Source organism: Mycobacterium sp. URHD0025 (assembly GCF_000426065.1).
Lineage (GTDB): Bacteria > Actinomycetota > Actinomycetes > Mycobacteriales > Mycobacteriaceae > Mycobacterium.
On record NZ_AUEQ01000009.1, the window covers coordinates 370,846 to 386,492 of the forward strand.

Sequence of the window (15,647 nt, forward strand, 5' to 3'; positions counted from 1 at the left end):
GGACGCCAATCGCGTCGACATCGGGTATTTATCCAGCCAAGATGGGTACATGAGCAAAGTGGGCTCACATCCGTTCAGAACCATCGTCGTGGCTGCACTGACCGCTGCGGCTGCCGTCGTGGTGCCGTCAGCGCCGGCCGTTGCCGCGCCCGGTGACCCGGAGACGGTGGCCGCCCAGGTCGAGCCCTCGGTCGCGCGGATCGACACCGTTGTCGACTACCAGCAGGCTTACGGCATCGGCACCGGCATCGTGCTGTCTCCCAGCGGTGAGGTGCTGACCAACTATCACGTCGTCCAGGGCGCGAACACGATCAGCGCCACGGTCGGCGGCCAGCGCTTCCCCGCCGACCTGGTCGGCTACGACCGGCAGAACGACATCGCCGTGCTGCAGCTGCACGGCGCGGCCGGCCTGCCTCCCGCACCGATCGGTGATTCGGCCGCATTGGCACCGGGCCATCCCGTCGTCGCACTCGGTAACGCCGGCGGCAGTGGCTCTCCTCTGACCCGCGAGGTCGGGACCGTCAGCGCGTTCAACCGGACCGTCAACGCCGAGGACGAGCTGACCGGCACCAGTGACGAGATCAACGGACTGTTCGAGTTCGCCGCACCGGTACGCGCCGGCGATTCCGGCGGCCCGGTGGTCAACGATGCGGGTCAGGTCGTCGGTATGACGACGGCCGCTTCGGTGAACTTCCGAATGGGCCCGGGCGGCAAGGGATTCGCGATCCCGATCAACAATGCGATGGCCGTCGCCGGACAGATCCGCGCCCGTAACCCGTCGGGCACGGTGCACATCGGACCGCCGACCATGCTCGGCGTCGGAGTACGTACCGCGCAGCGCCAGAGCCGCGGCGTGATCGTCCAGGACGTCATCCCGGGCGGCCCCGCAGAAGCGGCCGGCCTGGTCCCGGGGGATCTACTCACCAACATCGACGACACCCCGCTGGATTCGGCCCGGACCCTGACGCTGGTTCTGGATCGGCATTATCCGGGCGATGTCATCGGCTTGACCTGGCTGGACCAGGCCGGTCAACCGCGCACCGGCAAGGCCACGCTGGCTGCCGGGCCGTAATCCGTGGTCACACTGGACCGCCTGATCAACGTCCTGGGCGGCTACGGGGTGCGGCTGCGCGCCCCGGCACCCGGATCGGCCCCGCGCTCCACCGAGCTGCGCAGCGTCGTGATGCACGAACCCGGGCAGGTCATCGGTGACGTTTTGCTGGCGGTCGGGGCCACCTCGGTCGCCGAAGCCGTGCGGTGGGCCGCGGCAGCACGCGCCGTGGTGGTGCTGGTTCGCGGCCCTGACGTTCCCGACGACGACGAGCCGGTGGTCGACGATCGCATCGCGGTGATGACCGTGGAGCCGGAAGTCTCCTGGAGCGAGTTGGCGGCGGTGGTCTACGGCGTCGTGCTCGAGGGCCGCGAGACCGAATCCGGGCGCGGTCCAACCGATTTGTTCGCACTGGCCGACAGCCTCGCCGACGCGGTGGGCGGCTCGGTCACCATCGAGGACCGGCGCAGCGCGGTCCTGGCGTACTCGCGCCTGCAACAGCACGCCGATCCGGCCCGCGCCGAGACGATCCTGAGCCGCGGGGCGCCGGAACGGCTCCGCACCCTGTTCGAGGCTCGCGGCGTGTTCCGGCACCTGGCCGAGTCCGATGAGCCCATGTTCGTCGAAGGCGACGACGAGCGCGGCTTGACCGGGCGCATGGTGGTGGCCGCGCGAGCCGGCCGAGAACTGCTCGGCTCGATCTGGGTGACGTGCGCGGAACCGTTGCCCGATGCGCGCCGGGCCGCGCTGGCCGACGGCGCCCGCATGGTGGCGCTGCACCTACTGCGCTCCCGGGCCAGCGCCGATCTGGAACGTCAGGTGGAGTCGGAGCTCGTCATCCGTCTGCTCGAGGGCGCCGCCGACGCCACCACGGCGGCCAGCAGGCTGGGCCTGCCGCAGACGCCGCTGCGGGTGATCGCGCTGCGGGCCCAGACCGGCGACGAGCGGCATGCCGCGCTGCTGCTGGCGTTCGAGCGGGCGACCGCGGGCTTCGGCTGGTCACGCCCCGGCCGCAGCGCCCTGGCCGGCAACACCGTCTACACCGTGCTTCCCGGCGCCGAGGCCGAAGCCGCGAGCGGTTGGGTGACGGGGTTACGCGCCGCGCTGCCCGAGCGCGTGACCGTACTGGCCGGGATCAGCGGCCCTGCCACCGCCGCTGAACTGGCGCTGGCCCGCAGTGAGGCCGACGAATGCCTGGCCCTGCACGAGGTGCGGCGCGAGGGTCCGGCGCCGGTCTACGACGAGGCGTGGGACGAGATCCTGCTGCAGCGCCTGCGGATCGCGGCCCGCTCCGGCCGAGCCCCGCAGCGCGGCCCGGTCGCCGAGTTGCGGGCCCACGATCAGGCTCATGGCACGCAGTATGCAGGCACGCTGCGGGCCTGGTTGGAGGCCCAGGGCGATCTGGCCGGTGCCGGACGAGCCCTCGGCGTCCACGAGAACACCGTGCGCTACCGGCTGCGCAAGATGATCGACCTGACCCAGCTCGACCTGGCCGACCCGCGCAAGCGGCTGGCGATGATGATCGAACTCGCCGCGACCGAGGAATCGCCCTAGCGAATTGTCGTGGGCCGACAATCGCCGCACCTGTGATTGTCGGAATGCTGCAAACCAGGAGGGTCTGATCAGGCCCACCATGGGTGCATGAATGGGGTCGAGCGCATTGACGGCGGACCGCGGTCAGCGGTGGTCGTGGGTGCAGGCATTGTCGGCCTGTCCACGGCATGGTTTCTTCAGGAGCGCGGGGTCGAGGTCACCGTGGTCGACCGCCGCGGGGTGGCCGCGGGTGCATCGTGGGGCAATGCCGGCTGGGTTTCGCCGACGCTGACCATCCCACTCAACGATCCAGCGGTGCTGCGGTATGGCCTGCGGTCGCTGTTCGACGCGTCCGCGCCGCTGCACATCCCGCTGTCCCCGGGTCCCCGACTGTTGGCGTTCCTGGCCCGGTTCGCGCTGAACTGCCGGATGTCGACGTGGACGAGGGCCGCCAAAGCCAACGTGCCACTCAACGAGGAGTGCCTGGAGGCCTACGACGTACTGACCGCCAACGGGGTGGCGGTGCCCACCACCGACGGACCGATCACCGCCCTGTTCGAAACCACCCATCAGGCCGAACATCTGATGACCGAACTACGCCGGATGGCCGCTGTCGGGCAGACCGTCACGGTCACCGGCCTGTCCGGTGCCGCGCTGCGTGAGCACGTTCCCCTGGCGTCGGCGGCGATCACCGCAGGCATCAGCGTCGAGGGCCAGCGCTTCGTCGACCCGGGCCGGTTCGTGCAGGCACTCGGCGATGCCGTCGTCGCCAGAGGCGCGGAATTGGTCATCGGCGAGGTCACCGATGTTCGCGCCGAGGGAGCGACGGTAACCGTGGATCTGGCGGACCGCTCCCTGACGGCGGACACCGCGGTGATCGCCACCGGGGCGTGGCTGTCGAAGCTCGCCAAGCCGTGGGTCCGTACACCCGTGCAGGCCGGACGTGGTTACTCGTTCACCGTGCCGGTGCACCGGCCGATCCTGGGCCCCATCTACCTGCCCGACGCCCGCGTCGCGTGCACGCCGTACGCGGGCGGACTGCGGGTGGCCGGAACCATGGAGTTCCGCTCCCCCGACGATCCGCTGCAACCGCCGCGAGTCGACGCCATCATCGCCTCCGCTGCCCCACTGCTCGACGATGTGGACTGGGACGCCCGCACCGACGTGTGGGTGGGCCCGCGACCGGTCACCCCGGACGGGAGACCGCTGATCGGTGAAGTGGCACAAGGGATTTACGTGGCGGGCGGTCACGGCATGTGGGGCCTGGCCCACGGCCCCGTGACCGGCCGGCTGCTGGCCGAATACATCACCACCGGAAAGCAACCCGAAGTCCTACGGGAATTCGACCCGCTGCGCTGACAATTCACGACTTCGCCCTGACGGGCCGACAAGCCGTCAGGGGCGGCGCGCGAGCCCGCCCCTGACGGCAGCCGCATCACCGGAAGGAAAGCACAATGACTGTGAGCCAACGTGTTTGGTTATCCCCACAGGCCCATGAACGCCTGCAGGCCGAGCTGTCGACGCTGCGCGACTTGATCTCAGGTGAAGCGGCCGAGGATTCCGACGAGAACCAGGTGGCCGTCCAGCGGGCCCGCCAGACCCGCATCCAGCAGATCCACGATCTGCTGCTCAATGCCGTCATCGGTGAGGATCCGCCCGACGACGGTGTGGCCGAACCGGGCATGGTGTTGACGGTGCGCTATGACCAGACCGATGAGACCGAGACATTCCTGCTGGGCATCCGCGGCGCCGAGTACGGCGATCTGGAGGTCTATTCGGTGAACTCACCGCTGGGCGAGGCCATCGTCGGCGCGCGCCCCGGCGAGCAGCGCCACTATCCGGTGCCCAGCGGGGAGGCCGTGCCGGTCACGCTGATCAGCGCGGTGCCGTTCGGGATGCATGAGGTACGCGCCTTAACCTGAGGGGATGGCAGGTGAACGCAAGGGCACGCCCGGCAGCTTGACCGCCGACGACTGGATCCAGGCCGGGTATGCCTTGCTTGCCTCCGACGGGATGCGGGCGCTGAAGATCGAGCGGCTCTGCGAACAGATCGGCGCCACCCGGGGCAGCTTCTACTGGCACTTCACCGACATGAAGGGCTACCGGGCCGCCCTGGTGGCGTCGTGGAATGCGTTTCTGGAACAGGACCGCCGCGCGCTGGCCGAACTTGAGGATGTGCCCCCGCGCGAACGCCTGTCGCGAATGATGAAGCAATTGCTCAGCCCACAGCACTGGACCTTGGAACGCGCGATGCGCGAGTGGGCGAGGTCCGACGACATCGCCGCGGCCAACGTGCGCGCGGCCGATCACCGGGTCCTGGTCGCCGTCACCAAGGCCTACATCGACTACGGGTTCGCCCCCGAGGACGCGAGTCTGCGGGGTCAGGCCACCTTCGCCACGGGCATCGGGGCGCTGCATCTCATGGACTCGGCCGACGCGCTGACCGCCGCCGACCGCTACGAACGTTTTCTGGACCTGATGCTGACGCGTTGACTCCTGGCTCTCAGCCCAGGTCGGCGTCGATGATCGTGGAGAACAGGCGCTCGAACAGCTCGGTCAATTGGCCGGTATCGCATTCGGTCAAGCCTGGGCTGCGCATCACCCGGCGCATCAGAAGGACACCACTGACCAACGACAACATCGCGTCGGTGCGGAGCCGCCGGCCGGGCTCGGCGAGCTGGCGGCCCAACCGCCGGCCGACGTGGCGCGCGATCGCGTCACGCACGATGTCGACGGCGACGGGATTCGAGACAGAGCGGAGCATGATCAGGAACGGCTCCAGCGGATCGGCGTCCGGGTCGGAGCGCTCGACCAGCGCGGTCGCCATATCGCGTGCGAGAGTGTCTGGTTGCTCGCCGACGATCGCCGGTGGCGCGAACGAGGTTTCGACCGCCTCGGCGAACAGCTGCTCTTTGGACCCGAAGTAACGGTTCACCAGCATCGCGGTGACCCCGGCGCCTCGCGCGATCTCTCGAACGCCGACACCGTCATAGCCGGACAGCGCGAAGTGGCGGATGGCCGATTGCAGGATCGCTTCGCGGGTGTCCGCAGCATTGCGTGGTCGTGTGGAACCCATGCCGAGAACGCTAGGGAATATCCGCGCGCAAGTCTACGTCTGTATACCTATCGGATGTATACAGACGTAGACATGGAGCGGGTCATGGATCTCGGTTTGTCGGGTAAGCGCGCACTGGTCACCGGATCGAGCACCGGGCTCGGTCAGGCCATCGCTGAAACGCTTGCGGCGGAGGGTGCGTCCGTCGTCGTCCACGGACGCGACGCATCGCGCACCAAGGCCGTCGCCGACGGCATTCGAGCCGGCGGCGGCGACGCGGTCTCCGTCACCGGGGACCTGACCACCGACGACGGTGCCGACGCCGTCGCCGCCACCGCAGGTGACATCGACATCCTCGTCAACAACGCCGGGTACTACGACGGGCTCGGATGGTCCGAACTCACGGCCGACTCATGGGCACAGATCTATCAGGCCAATGTCGTATCCGGGGTGCGCATGATCGAGCGCCTCGTGCCCGGGATGCGCCAGCGCGGGTGGGGCCGCGTCATTCAGATCGGTGGCGGGCTGGCGATCCAGCCGGTCGCGATGCAACCGCACTACAACGCAACCCTCGCCGCCCGACACAACCTCACCGTGTCGCTGGCCCGGGAACTCGCCGGCACGGGCGTCACCTCGAACACCGTCGCGCCAGGAGCCATGCTGACCGAACCTGTACGGGATATGGCCATCCGCGCCGCAGCCGCACATGGGTGGGGCTCGACGTGGGATGACATCGAGAGGGCTGCCGCGACCGAATGGTTTCCCAACGACATCGGCCGCTTCGGCAGGCCGGACGAAATCGCCTCCGCAGTCGCATTTTTGGCCAGCATGCATGCCGGCTACATCAGCGGTACCGATCTGCGCGTCGACGGCGGAACGGTCCGCAGCGTCGCCTGAACAGTTAGTCCACCCAGATATGTCAACCGAAAGTAGGTAACCGCAATGTCGTACGTGTTTCTGGTATCAGGCGCATCCCGAGGTCTGGGCCGCGCCGTCGTCGAGGCCGCGCTGGGCGCGGGGCACCGCGTTGTCGCCGGAGTCCGCTCCCCCTCTGCCCTGGCCGACCTTGCCGAGCAGGAGCCGGATCGCCTCGCCGTTGTCGAACTCGACGTGACGGACGACGCCCAGGTCCACGCGGCCGTGGCCACCGCGGTCGAGCAGTTCGGCCGACTCGACGTACTGGTCAACAACGCGGGCTACGCGAACATGGCCGCCATCGAGGACTTCGACTTCGACGACTTCCGTGCCCAGATCGACGCCAACTTCTTCGGCGTCGTACGGCTGACCCAAGCCGCGTTGCCCGTGATGCGCGCCCAGCGCTCCGGCCACATCGTCCAGATCTCATCAGTGGGCGGGCGACTCGTGCGCGCCGGCCTGGGCGCCTACCAGTCCGCCAAGTGGGCAGTCACCGGATTCTCCGGCGTGCTCGCAAAGGAAGTCGAGCCTCTCGGAATCAAGGTCACCGTGCTCGAACCCGGTGGTATGCGCACTGATTGGGCCGGACCGTCGATGCGGGTCGCCTCGGTCCGCGAGGAGTACGCCGGCACCGTCGGTGCGTCGATCGCCCAGAGCACACCGGAAAACCTCGGTGCCAGCGATCCCGCCAAGGTGGCCGAACTGGTCCTCACCATCGCCGAGATGAGTGATCCCCCAGAGCGATTGCTCGTCGGACCCGATGCCTATCGCTACGCCACCGCCGCCGGACGCGACCTGCTCGCCGACGACGAGAAGTGGGAGTCCCTCAGCCTTTCCACCGCGGCCGATGACGTCACCGCCGATCAGGTCGACCCGCTGGGAGCCACCGGCTGATCAGGGCTTCCGGTTGCCGTCCTCGTCCCAGTTCTCGGCAACCTTCTTGCTGGGCTGCACCCGGGGCGGCTCACCCGGCATCTTCGGGTAGCTCGGCGGGTACGGAAGATCCCCGAGACCACGCTCCTCGTCGGCGGCCACCAGGTCGAGCAGCGGCTGCAGCGACTGCTTCGTCGACTCGATGCCTGCCCACGGATCTTCGCGTCCGGCAAGGAAATCCGGCACAGTGGCGATGGTGTAGTCGTCAGGATTGGCCGTACGGAGCTCTTTCCAGGTCAACGGCGTCGACACCGTCGCGATGGGGGTTTTGCGGGCCGAGTACGCCGAGGCGAACGTGCGGTCACGGGCGTTCTGGTTGTAATCGATGAACAGCCGCTCGCCCCGCTCTTCCTTCCACCACGACGTGGTGACCGCATCGGGCGCGCGGCGTTCGACCTCGCGGGCCAGTGCGATGCCGGCCCGTCTGACCTCGATGAAATCCCAGTCAGTCTTGATCCGGAGGAAGACATGTACCCCACGGCCGCCCGAGGTCTTCGGGTAGCCGACCAGACCCAATTCGTCGAGCAACGGCTTGAGCACATCGCACGCGACCGCGGCGGCCTCGGCGAACCCGGTGCCCGGTTGCGGGTCCAGATCGATACGCAGCTCATCGGGATGCTCGGTGTCCGGGCACCGAACCTGCCAGGGGTGCAATGTGATGGTGCCCATCTGGGCGGCCCATGCGATGGCTGCCGGGTGGGTCACCTTGAGGGCGTCGGCGGTGCGCCCGGACGGGAAGGTGACGACGCAGGTCTCCAGATAGTCAGGGTGCTTCTGCGGCACCCGCTTCTGGTAGATCTCCTCGCCCTCGATGCCGTCGGGGAACCGCTGCAAATGGGTGGGCCGGTCCTTCAACAGCGCGACCATGCGGTCGGCGACACTGAGGTAGTACTCCATCAACTTGCCCTTGGTGCCGCCACTACCCAGCTTCGGGTAGTACACCTTGTCGGGGTTGGTGAATCGGACCTTGATCCCGTCGACGTCGAGTTCGGTTGCTCCTCCAGCTTTTTCAGCCATCTCAACTGTCTCCCTCAAGGACGTCGTACAGGTCGTAGTTCAACGGCACGTCGAGTTGGTCGAAGGTGCAGCTCGAGGGTTCCCGGTCGGGCCGCCAGCGCAGGAACTTCACCGCGTGCCGAAACCTCCTCCCGTGCACCGTGTTGCCCTCCATCTGGTCATACGCCACCTCGCATACCCGCTCGGGACGCACCGGAATCCACCGCTTGTCGGCCGCCGAGTTCCAGCGGCTCGGGTCGCCATCACGGACTTCATCGCCCTCACGCAGCGGCTCCAGATCAGCAAGCAGCTTGAGCCGGTCCTTGACGCTGAACGACGCCGCTCCCCCGACCATCTGCAGCTCACCGTCGGCCCGGTAGAGCCCGAGCAGGATCGAGCCGACGCCCTCACCGCTCTTGTGGATGCGGTAACCGATGGCCACACAGTCGGCGTCGCGATGATGCTTGACCTTGACCATCTCCCGCTTGCCCGGCAGGTAGGGCCCGTCGAGCTTCTTGGCGATCACGCCGTCGAGCCCGGCCCCCTCGAAGGTCCGCAACCACTGCGCCCCGAGTTCGGGATCGGTGGTGGTTCGCGTGACGTGACACCACTGCGTCGCCTTGACGGCGTCGATCAATGCTTCACGGCGGACCCGGAAAGGGTCGTCGAGCAGTGAGCGGTCGCCGGTGGCCAGCGCGTCGAATCCGATGAAATGCGCCGGAGTCTGCTCGGCGAGCATGCGCACCCGAGACTCCGCGGGATGGATCCGCTGCGACAACGACTCCCAGTCGAGCCGGACCCTGCCGTCGACCTGGCGTGGGACCACCACTTCACCGTCGAGGACACAGCGGCCGGCGAGCCCGTCACGCAGCGCGTCCAGCAGCTCGGGAAAATAGCGCCCGAGTTCCTTGCCACTGCGTGATTGCAGCACCACCTCGTCGCCGTCACGGAAGGCCAGGGCGCGGAATCCGTCCCATTTCGGCTCGTACGACCACACCCCGGCCTCGTCGGGCACTTTCACCTGGGCTTTGGCGAGCATCGGTTCGATCGGCGGCACTACGGGTAGGTCCACGGGCTCCATCCTGGTTCATCGGGGTGACATGGATCTAGACCGCCGCGCCGCCGCCAACTCATCGCCCCGACCAGTTATCTCCCGTACGTGAGCCTCATACGCGTAAGCGTTCGCCGATCGGCTTGTCCATCTGTGCACGCACCGCGCGGGTCATGTCATCGGCCAGCACCTCGTCGGCGCCGGACTCGATGCCGTCGAGCACCTGACGGACCACGTCGGCGGGGTCTGACTTCGGAGCGTCCGCGAACGCGGCCATATCGGTGTCCACCAGGCCGACGTAGACGCCGACCACCTGCACGCCGCGCGACCCGAGTTCAAGTCGCATGGAGTCGGTGGCGCTCCACATCGCGGCCTTCGACACCCCGTAGCTCGCACCGATGGGCATCCATGCGAGCACGGACGCGACGTTGACGATCGCACCGGATCTTTCCGCGATCCGGTCGGCGAACGCGGATGCCATCGCCAACGGGCCGAACAGGTTCGTCTCCATCTCTTCGCGCAGACCGGAGCTGTTCGCGTCAAGGACCGAGGCTCCGCGGACGATGCCGGCGTTGTTGATCAGCAGGCTGACGTCGGACGCCACTTCGGCTGCCCTTGCGACGGATGCCGCGTCGGTGACATCGAGCTGAAGCGCGACGACTCGCGGATCTTCGACCTCGATCGCCCGCGGATCACGGGCGGCCGCATACACTTTCGCCACTCCGCGGTCCAGGAGCTGCGCGACGTATTCGCGTCCCATGCCCCGGTTGGCTCCGGTGACCAGAACTGTCTGCTCGGCAAGCGCGGTCATGCGATCGTCGCTCCCAGGAACTCGAGCGCTTCGGGGACGAACCGCTCATGGGCCTGGAAGATGCCGCCGTGCCCCGCATCGGGGTAGATGCGCAGCGTCGCATTGGGCAGGCGTCGAACCAGGTCGTAGGAGTTGACCGTCGGCACCATGCGGTCGTCATCACCGTTGGCCACCAGGACGGGCTGACGGATGGTCGAGAGGTCCGCCGGCTTCTCGAGGCCCCACGCATGAATCGCCTTGAGCTGCGTCCGGAAAGCTCCGAGTGCCATCGCCTTGTCCCGATCGTTCGTACGTTCCTTCAATCGCTTGATGAACGCCTTGGCCTCGGACTTGCCGTGTCCCGTTCGGGTGAAGAACAGAAGCTCTTTGGGATCCTTGAAGGTGGCGAATGCGTGGAGCGTGTCGAGGTAGGTCAGTCTCGTCACGTTGACGATGCCCTCACCTCCCGCGGGGCCCGTCCCCGCGAGGATGGCTTTCCGCACCAGCGCGGGCTCTCGTTGCGCGATCACTTGCGAGACCATTCCGCCGAGGGAGAACCCGAGAAGATCGACCTGCTCGAGTCCGAGCGCACGGATGAATGCCACGGCGTCGTCCGCCATGGCCTCGACGGTGTCCGGTGTCTTGCCCCCGGAACCACCGACGCCGCGATTGTCGAAGGTGATCACGCGATGCTTGGCCGCGATGCCGTCGACAACCCTCGGGTCCCAGTTGTCGAGATTGGCGGCCAGGTGATTGAGGAAGATCACGGGCACGCCGGTATCGATGCCGAGCTCCCGGTAGACGAATCGGGTTCCGCCCACGGAGACCGATTTCGTCGGCGCGTTTTTGTACGACGTGCCGCCCCAGTGGGTGCTTCGTTTGCTTGTCATGATTAATCCCTTTCCTATGACGTGGTCGCCGCGGCCAGCACCGCGTCGTTGACCGCGGTGGGCGTGATGGCGACGACGGCCTTCTGGGTGCGACTGATGATGTCCAGCAGATAGCGACGCTTGGGGCGCCTGGATGTCAGCGCGTGATCAACAGCCTTGGTGACCCGCTTGGGGTCGGCTGCCAGTTTTTGCATACGTCCCAACAACTTCCGGCTGCCGGCGAGGTGCGACGCGTACAGCCGGCGGTGCTCGTCACTGAGTTGTTTGGTCATGTGGTCGTAGTCACCGAGCACGTCGGCCCACATGTCGGTCCGGATCGGTCCCGGCTCGATGAGTGACACCGGAATCCGCCACGGACGCAACTCCATCCGAAGCGCGTCGGCCAGGGATTCGATCGCGTACTTCGACGCGGTGTAGGCGCCGGTCCCCGGTGTGGTGATCAACCCGCTGACCGAGGACATGAACACCACCCGGCCGCGGGCGGCGCGAATATTCGGTAGCACGGCCTGGGTCACGGCGATCTGCGAGATGACATTGACGTTGAGCTGTTGCGTCAGATCATCAAGGGACAGCCCCTCGACCGGTCCGTTGACGATGATGCCCGCGTTGTTGACGACGCCGTTCAGTTCGGCTGGTAGCTGATCGGGAAGCGCCGCGATCGCGGATCTGTCGGTGATGTCGAGCGCGATCGCGTGCACATTGGGCAAGCGATCGAGGCTGTGCAGGGCGGCATCGGACCGAGCAGTGGCATACACGTCCCAACCTCGGCGGCTCATGTGCTCGGCGATCGCCAGACCGATGCCCCGGCCCGCGCCGGTAACGAGTACGGAGGGCATGTCACACCGCCTTCGCCGAAAGGCGCCGCTGCCAGGCGAGCAGAATCGGCACGCCGACGGTCTCGAGGGCGATTGCCCCCAGCGCGACGGGGTGCGGACGCCCGCGCTGTTGCCATGACCCCAGCCGCGCAACGCCTCCCAGCGCTATGGTCGCTGCCGCGAATGACACGGCCGGCGACTTGTCGATATGACGGAGTTGAGACCAGATCACCGGCCCGACAGCGAATTTGAACACATTGGCATACCGCAGAGAACTGTCCACTGTCGGACTCACCTCGGGTGAGCCGCCCGGCACTCCTTGCGCGCCTCGCAGAATCTCACCGGTTGCGCTCGCCACAGGTACCGCCGCGAGCACACCCAACGTCCATTGCAGTCGTCGCCTGCTGTCCCATTGGTGCACCATGCCGAGCTCCTAATATACCGATCGGTGTACTTGCTGATCGGTGACGCTACACGCCTTTGCCCGCGATGTAAACCTATCGGTATACTCGGACCATGACCGGTCGCGGCGCCCGACAGCGCATCCTCAACACCGCCATCGACCTGTTCTACCGTGAAGGCATCAATGCCACCGGCGTCGAGCGGCTCGCCAGCGAAGCCTCGGTCTCCAAACGAACTCTCTACCAACATTTTCCGAGCAAGGCCGCCGTCGTAGAGGAATACCTGCGGTGCATCCAGCAAGGTGTCGGAGATCCCATCCACCCCGGACCCGACGCGTCGAACAGCACACCACGAGAGCGCATTCTCGCGCTGTTCGCCACCCCGTCCCCGGATGGGCAGATGCGCGGGTGCCCCTTCCACAACGCGGCGGTCGAAGCTGCCGAGGCGATGCCGGAAATTCAAGACATCGTCCACGAACACAAGCGCAACTACATCAAGGGCCTGATCAGGCTGGCTCGCCAGGCCGGTGCCAGCAACCCCACCCTGCTGGGCAATCAACTCGCGCTTCTCTACGAAGGCGCAGCCGCACTGTCAACCTCCCTCGACGACCCGTCCTGCTGGACACATGCGCGTAAGGCGGCCACGACACTGCTGGATCAAGCGGTGCGCTGACCAGGTGGAAGGTGCTGGGCGATCAACTCTTTGAGATGCCGGGCCACCTGCGTCAGCGGCTTGGTCGACTCCGTGGCGCGGGAAAGGATGATCGCCCCTTCGAGCGCCGCCACGACAGTCGTCGACAACGATTGCGCCGCAGCGCGACCGATGCCGTCCTCGATCAGTCTGTCGGCCAGTAGCTGACCCCACTCCGCGAACACCTCGGCGGCGGTACCGGCGGCCTCGGGAGCTTCGCCACGACTGAACGCCGCCGCCACGATGGGGCAGCCGCCCTCGAAGTCCGTGCTGACCAGCATCTCGCTCCACACGCGGGTAAACGCCCCGATCGGATCCCGCTGCGCGATACATTCGCGCAGCACAGCGGTCAGTTCATCTCCCGCGGCACGCGTCGCCGCGGCGACCAGCTCGGACTTGCCACCCGGAAAATTCAGGTAGATCGATCGTCGCGTCACGCCGCTTTCGGACAGGATCTCCGCGATCCCAGTGCCGGCCACACCTTGCTTCTGCATGAGTGTGGCCGTGGCCGACATCAGACGTTCCCGCGCTCGCATGGCTTGCACTATACCATTCGGTGTACTACCGTCGCGTTTGCCAGTAGACCGATTGGTATACCTCGCAGGTCTCTGGCCAACTTCGCCGAAGGAAAGAGATGACTGTGCACCTCCAGGTCGAGGACCGCGGCACCACCATGATCGTGCGGGTCGACGGCGGCCCGCACAGCTTGTTCGGAGTCGAGATCGCCAACGAGCTCGACGAATTGGTCGCTCGCGTCGACCGTGATCCAACCGTCCACGCCGTCGTGTTCACCGGGGCACGCCCTGGCCGGTTCGTCAGCCACGCCGACGTCCGGTGGCTGCAAGAAGGCGGAGCGGTGAAACCGAAACTGGGCCGACGCGGCGCCTCGGCCGCCCTTCGGCTTGCCAGAGCCATCGACCGTGCCGGTGTCCCGGGCCAGGTCGTGGACAGAACTCCGCTGAGCGGCGCCGGCCAGCTCGACCGGCTGCACGCGACGTTCATGAAGATGAATGCCAGCGGCGTCATCTTCGTTGCGGCGCTGAACGGTTCGGCGCTGGGCCTGGGAGCGGAATTCGCGTGGGCATGCGACCTGCGCGTCATGGCCGACGGTGACTACTTCATCGGCCAGCCGGAGGTCCTCCTCGGCATCATGCCGGGCGGTGGTGGCTCCCAACGGCTCACGCGCCTGATCGGCACCCACAAGTCATTGGTCGCGATCCTCGAGGGCAAGCCGTTCACACCTGCGCAGGCGCTGGCCAATGGCGCCGTCGACGATGTCGTCGCACCTGACGAGTTGGTCACGCGGGCGACCGAGCTGGCCGAGCACTTCGGGAAGCGGACGAAGGCGTCGGTCGAGGGCATCAAGCGGGCGGTCTACTTCGGCGGCTCGATGTCACTGGCAGAAGGTCTGCACGTCGAGCGGACCGAGTTCTTCCCCACCGATCAGTCGGAGACCGGCCAGGAGCTGATGGTGCAGTACCTCGCGGATACCGACGCCACCGGCGAGTTGCCTCTCTACCACCCCGACACCTATGCAGAAGCGCTCGCATCGGGCCGGGTGCCCGCGGTCGGTGCGGCCGACAGGGCGGTGAAGAAGTGAGCGCCGCACAGCCTTTCACCCGTCACGACGTATCGTTCGCTTCCGGCGATGACACCTGTGCCGCGTGGCTTTACCTGCCCACCGGAGTGACGTCACCGCCCGTGGTCATTCTCGGGCACGGTCTCGGCGCGACACGCGAGATGCGGCTGGACGCCTTCGCCGAACGGTTTGCGCAAGCCGGGATCGCCGCCTTGGCGTTCACCTACCGCCACTTCGGCGACAGCAGCGGTCAGCCTCGTCAGCTTCTGTCGATCAAGCGACAGCTCGCCGACTGGGATGCCGCCATCGCCTGGGTGAAGAATCGTCGCGGCGTCGACGGTTCCCGCATCGCGGTCTGGGGCAGCTCCTTCGGCGGTGGGCACGCCATCACGGTCGCCTCGCGCCATCCAGAGCTCAAAGCGGCGGTGGCTCAATGCCCGTTCACCGACGGCTTGGCCTCCGCGCTCGCGCTGGGCCCCACCGAATCTCTGAAGGTGTTGCCGTTGGTCGCACGAGACTACGTTGCCATGGTCTTGCGCAGGCCGCCCGCGATGATCCCGCTTGCCGGCCCCCCGCGCACCGTGGCCCTCATGAACGCCCCGGACGCGCTTCCCGGTTACCTGGCGTTACTACCACCCGACATGACCTTCCGGAATGAGGTGGCGGCACGGGTCGCACCGACGATCGCGACCTACCGACCCGGCCGTTCGGCGAAGAACATCACGTTTCCAATCCTGTTCTGCGTCAGCAACACCGACAGTGTGACGCCGCCTGCCCAAACCCTGCGGTACGCGCACACCGCGCCCAGGGGCGAGATCAAACGTTACGACGCCGGCCATTTCGACTTCTATCTCAGCGCGCCCTTCGAAGCACTGGTGCGCGATCAGGTCGAATTCCTCACTCGCCATCTACATCCGGCGAATGCCACCCTTTCCTGAAAGGAACAT

At 67.0% G+C, this 15,647-nt stretch carries 18 protein-coding genes; 10 read left to right on the forward strand and 8 right to left on the reverse strand.

What is annotated here, in order from left to right:
* Positions 1-49: 49 nt before the first annotated feature.
* The 5 genes from H977_RS0114415 (at position 50) to H977_RS0114435 (ending at position 5,077) form a co-directional block, all read left to right on the forward strand.
* Entirely contained in the window at positions 50-1,072 is a 1,023-nt protein-coding gene (locus H977_RS0114415) for a S1C family serine protease (protein ID WP_029108520.1), read from the forward strand.
* A gap of 3 nt (positions 1,073-1,075) precedes the next feature.
* Positions 1,076-2,605 carry a PucR family transcriptional regulator gene (locus tag H977_RS0114420; RefSeq protein ID WP_029108521.1) on the forward strand — a complete coding sequence of 510 codons (1,530 nt, stop codon included), beginning with the start codon at positions 1,076-1,078 and terminating at the stop codon, positions 2,603-2,605.
* Positions 2,606-2,692: 87 nt separating this feature from the next.
* Positions 2,693-3,943 (forward strand): NAD(P)/FAD-dependent oxidoreductase, encoded by a 1,251-nt coding sequence (locus tag H977_RS0114425; protein ID WP_029108522.1) that lies wholly within the window; start codon positions 2,693-2,695, stop codon positions 3,941-3,943.
* 95 nt (positions 3,944-4,038) lie between these two features.
* Positions 4,039-4,506, forward strand: a complete 468-nt coding sequence (locus H977_RS0114430; protein ID WP_029108523.1) for a GreA/GreB family elongation factor — start codon at positions 4,039-4,041, stop codon at positions 4,504-4,506.
* Between the two features lie 4 nt (positions 4,507-4,510).
* Entirely contained in the window at positions 4,511-5,077 is a 567-nt protein-coding gene (locus H977_RS0114435; RefSeq protein WP_036475933.1) for a TetR/AcrR family transcriptional regulator, read from the forward strand.
* A 10-nt stretch (positions 5,078-5,087) separates the two neighbouring features.
* Here the strand turns inward: H977_RS0114435 and H977_RS0114440 are convergent, their stop codons facing one another.
* Positions 5,088-5,660: a TetR/AcrR family transcriptional regulator gene (locus H977_RS0114440; RefSeq protein ID WP_029108525.1), complete on the reverse strand. Its 573-nt coding sequence runs from the start codon at positions 5,658-5,660 to the stop codon at positions 5,088-5,090.
* A 54-nt stretch (positions 5,661-5,714) separates the two neighbouring features.
* Between H977_RS0114440 and H977_RS0114445 the strand changes: the two genes are divergently transcribed.
* Together H977_RS0114445 and H977_RS0114450 are read left to right on the forward strand one after the other, a co-directional pair.
* Positions 5,715-6,536 carry an SDR family NAD(P)-dependent oxidoreductase gene (locus H977_RS0114445; protein WP_231395950.1) on the forward strand — a complete coding sequence of 274 codons (822 nt, stop codon included), beginning with the start codon at positions 5,715-5,717 and terminating at the stop codon, positions 6,534-6,536.
* A gap of 45 nt (positions 6,537-6,581) precedes the next feature.
* Positions 6,582-7,448: an SDR family NAD(P)-dependent oxidoreductase gene (locus tag H977_RS0114450; RefSeq protein WP_029108527.1), complete on the forward strand. Its 867-nt coding sequence runs from the start codon at positions 6,582-6,584 to the stop codon at positions 7,446-7,448.
* Here the strand turns inward: H977_RS0114450 and ligD are convergent, their stop codons facing one another.
* From ligD to H977_RS0114480, 6 genes are all read right to left on the reverse strand, one after another.
* Positions 7,449-8,504 (reverse strand): non-homologous end-joining DNA ligase, encoded by a 1,056-nt coding sequence (gene ligD, locus H977_RS0114455; RefSeq protein WP_029108528.1) that lies wholly within the window; start codon positions 8,502-8,504, stop codon positions 7,449-7,451.
* Between the two features lies 1 nt (position 8,505).
* On the reverse strand, positions 8,506-9,564 hold the full coding sequence (locus H977_RS0114460) for an ATP-dependent DNA ligase (RefSeq protein WP_029108529.1): 1,059 nt from the start codon (positions 9,562-9,564) through the stop codon (positions 8,506-8,508).
* An 85-nt stretch (positions 9,565-9,649) separates the two neighbouring features.
* Positions 9,650-10,345 (reverse strand): SDR family oxidoreductase, encoded by a 696-nt coding sequence (locus H977_RS0114465; protein ID WP_029108530.1) that lies wholly within the window; start codon positions 10,343-10,345, stop codon positions 9,650-9,652.
* A complete protein-coding gene (locus tag H977_RS0114470; protein ID WP_029108531.1) occupies positions 10,342-11,214 on the reverse strand; it encodes an alpha/beta fold hydrolase in 873 nt (290 codons plus the stop codon). The genes H977_RS0114465 and H977_RS0114470 overlap by 4 nt, the downstream gene beginning before the upstream one ends.
* A gap of 14 nt (positions 11,215-11,228) precedes the next feature.
* Positions 11,229-12,050 carry an SDR family oxidoreductase gene (locus H977_RS0114475; RefSeq protein WP_029108532.1) on the reverse strand — a complete coding sequence of 274 codons (822 nt, stop codon included), beginning with the start codon at positions 12,048-12,050 and terminating at the stop codon, positions 11,229-11,231.
* 1 nt (position 12,051) lies between these two features.
* Positions 12,052-12,453 (reverse strand): DUF4345 domain-containing protein, encoded by a 402-nt coding sequence (locus H977_RS0114480; RefSeq protein ID WP_081681723.1) that lies wholly within the window; start codon positions 12,451-12,453, stop codon positions 12,052-12,054.
* Positions 12,454-12,545: 92 nt separating this feature from the next.
* Between H977_RS0114480 and H977_RS0114485 the strand changes: the two genes are divergently transcribed.
* Positions 12,546-13,103 carry a TetR/AcrR family transcriptional regulator gene (locus tag H977_RS0114485; RefSeq protein ID WP_029108534.1) on the forward strand — a complete coding sequence of 186 codons (558 nt, stop codon included), beginning with the start codon at positions 12,546-12,548 and terminating at the stop codon, positions 13,101-13,103.
* On the opposite strand, the gene H977_RS0114490 is transcribed toward H977_RS0114485, so the two are convergent.
* Entirely contained in the window at positions 13,088-13,657 is a 570-nt protein-coding gene (locus H977_RS0114490; RefSeq protein ID WP_029108535.1) for a TetR/AcrR family transcriptional regulator, read from the reverse strand. The genes H977_RS0114485 and H977_RS0114490 overlap by 16 nt on opposite strands.
* A 98-nt stretch (positions 13,658-13,755) precedes the next feature.
* Between H977_RS0114490 and H977_RS0114495 the strand changes: the two genes are divergently transcribed.
* Both H977_RS0114495 and H977_RS0114500 read left to right on the forward strand, forming a co-directional pair.
* Positions 13,756-14,721 carry an enoyl-CoA hydratase/isomerase family protein gene (locus H977_RS0114495; protein ID WP_029108536.1) on the forward strand — a complete coding sequence of 322 codons (966 nt, stop codon included), beginning with the start codon at positions 13,756-13,758 and terminating at the stop codon, positions 14,719-14,721.
* Positions 14,718-15,638, forward strand: coding sequence for an alpha/beta hydrolase (locus tag H977_RS0114500; RefSeq protein WP_029108537.1), 921 nt, complete (start codon positions 14,718-14,720; stop codon positions 15,636-15,638). The genes H977_RS0114495 and H977_RS0114500 overlap by 4 nt, the downstream gene beginning before the upstream one ends.
* The last annotated feature ends 9 nt before the right edge of the window (positions 15,639-15,647 follow it).

What these genes read in the sequence shown, in the direction of transcription:
- H977_RS0114415 (WP_029108520.1), top strand. Translation starts at nt 50, where the DNA reads ATGAGCAAAGTGGGCTCACATCCGTTCAGAACCATCGTCGTGGCTGCA.
- H977_RS0114425 (WP_029108522.1), top strand. Translation starts at nt 2,693, where the DNA reads ATGAATGGGGTCGAGCGCATTGACGGCGGACCGCGGTCAGCGGTGGTC.
- H977_RS0114430 (WP_029108523.1), top strand. Translation starts at nt 4,039, where the DNA reads ATGACTGTGAGCCAACGTGTTTGGTTATCCCCACAGGCCCATGAACGC.
- H977_RS0114435 (WP_036475933.1), top strand. Translation starts at nt 4,511, where the DNA reads ATGGCAGGTGAACGCAAGGGCACGCCCGGCAGCTTGACCGCCGACGAC.
- H977_RS0114440 (WP_029108525.1), bottom strand. Translation starts at nt 5,660, where the DNA reads ATGGGTTCCACACGACCACGCAATGCTGCGGACACCCGCGAAGCGATC.
- H977_RS0114445 (WP_231395950.1), top strand. Translation starts at nt 5,715, where the DNA reads ATGTATACAGACGTAGACATGGAGCGGGTCATGGATCTCGGTTTGTCG.
- H977_RS0114450 (WP_029108527.1), top strand. Translation starts at nt 6,582, where the DNA reads ATGTCGTACGTGTTTCTGGTATCAGGCGCATCCCGAGGTCTGGGCCGC.
- ligD (WP_029108528.1), bottom strand. Translation starts at nt 8,504, where the DNA reads ATGGCTGAAAAAGCTGGAGGAGCAACCGAACTCGACGTCGACGGGATC.
- H977_RS0114460 (WP_029108529.1), bottom strand. Translation starts at nt 9,564, where the DNA reads ATGGAGCCCGTGGACCTACCCGTAGTGCCGCCGATCGAACCGATGCTC.
- H977_RS0114465 (WP_029108530.1), bottom strand. Translation starts at nt 10,345, where the DNA reads ATGACCGCGCTTGCCGAGCAGACAGTTCTGGTCACCGGAGCCAACCGG.
- H977_RS0114470 (WP_029108531.1), bottom strand. Translation starts at nt 11,214, where the DNA reads ATGACAAGCAAACGAAGCACCCACTGGGGCGGCACGTCGTACAAAAAC.
- H977_RS0114475 (WP_029108532.1), bottom strand. Translation starts at nt 12,050, where the DNA reads ATGCCCTCCGTACTCGTTACCGGCGCGGGCCGGGGCATCGGTCTGGCG.
- H977_RS0114480 (WP_081681723.1), bottom strand. Translation starts at nt 12,453, where the DNA reads ATGGTGCACCAATGGGACAGCAGGCGACGACTGCAATGGACGTTGGGT.
- H977_RS0114485 (WP_029108534.1), top strand. Translation starts at nt 12,546, where the DNA reads ATGACCGGTCGCGGCGCCCGACAGCGCATCCTCAACACCGCCATCGAC.
- H977_RS0114490 (WP_029108535.1), bottom strand. Translation starts at nt 13,657, where the DNA reads ATGCGAGCGCGGGAACGTCTGATGTCGGCCACGGCCACACTCATGCAG.
- H977_RS0114495 (WP_029108536.1), top strand. Translation starts at nt 13,756, where the DNA reads ATGACTGTGCACCTCCAGGTCGAGGACCGCGGCACCACCATGATCGTG.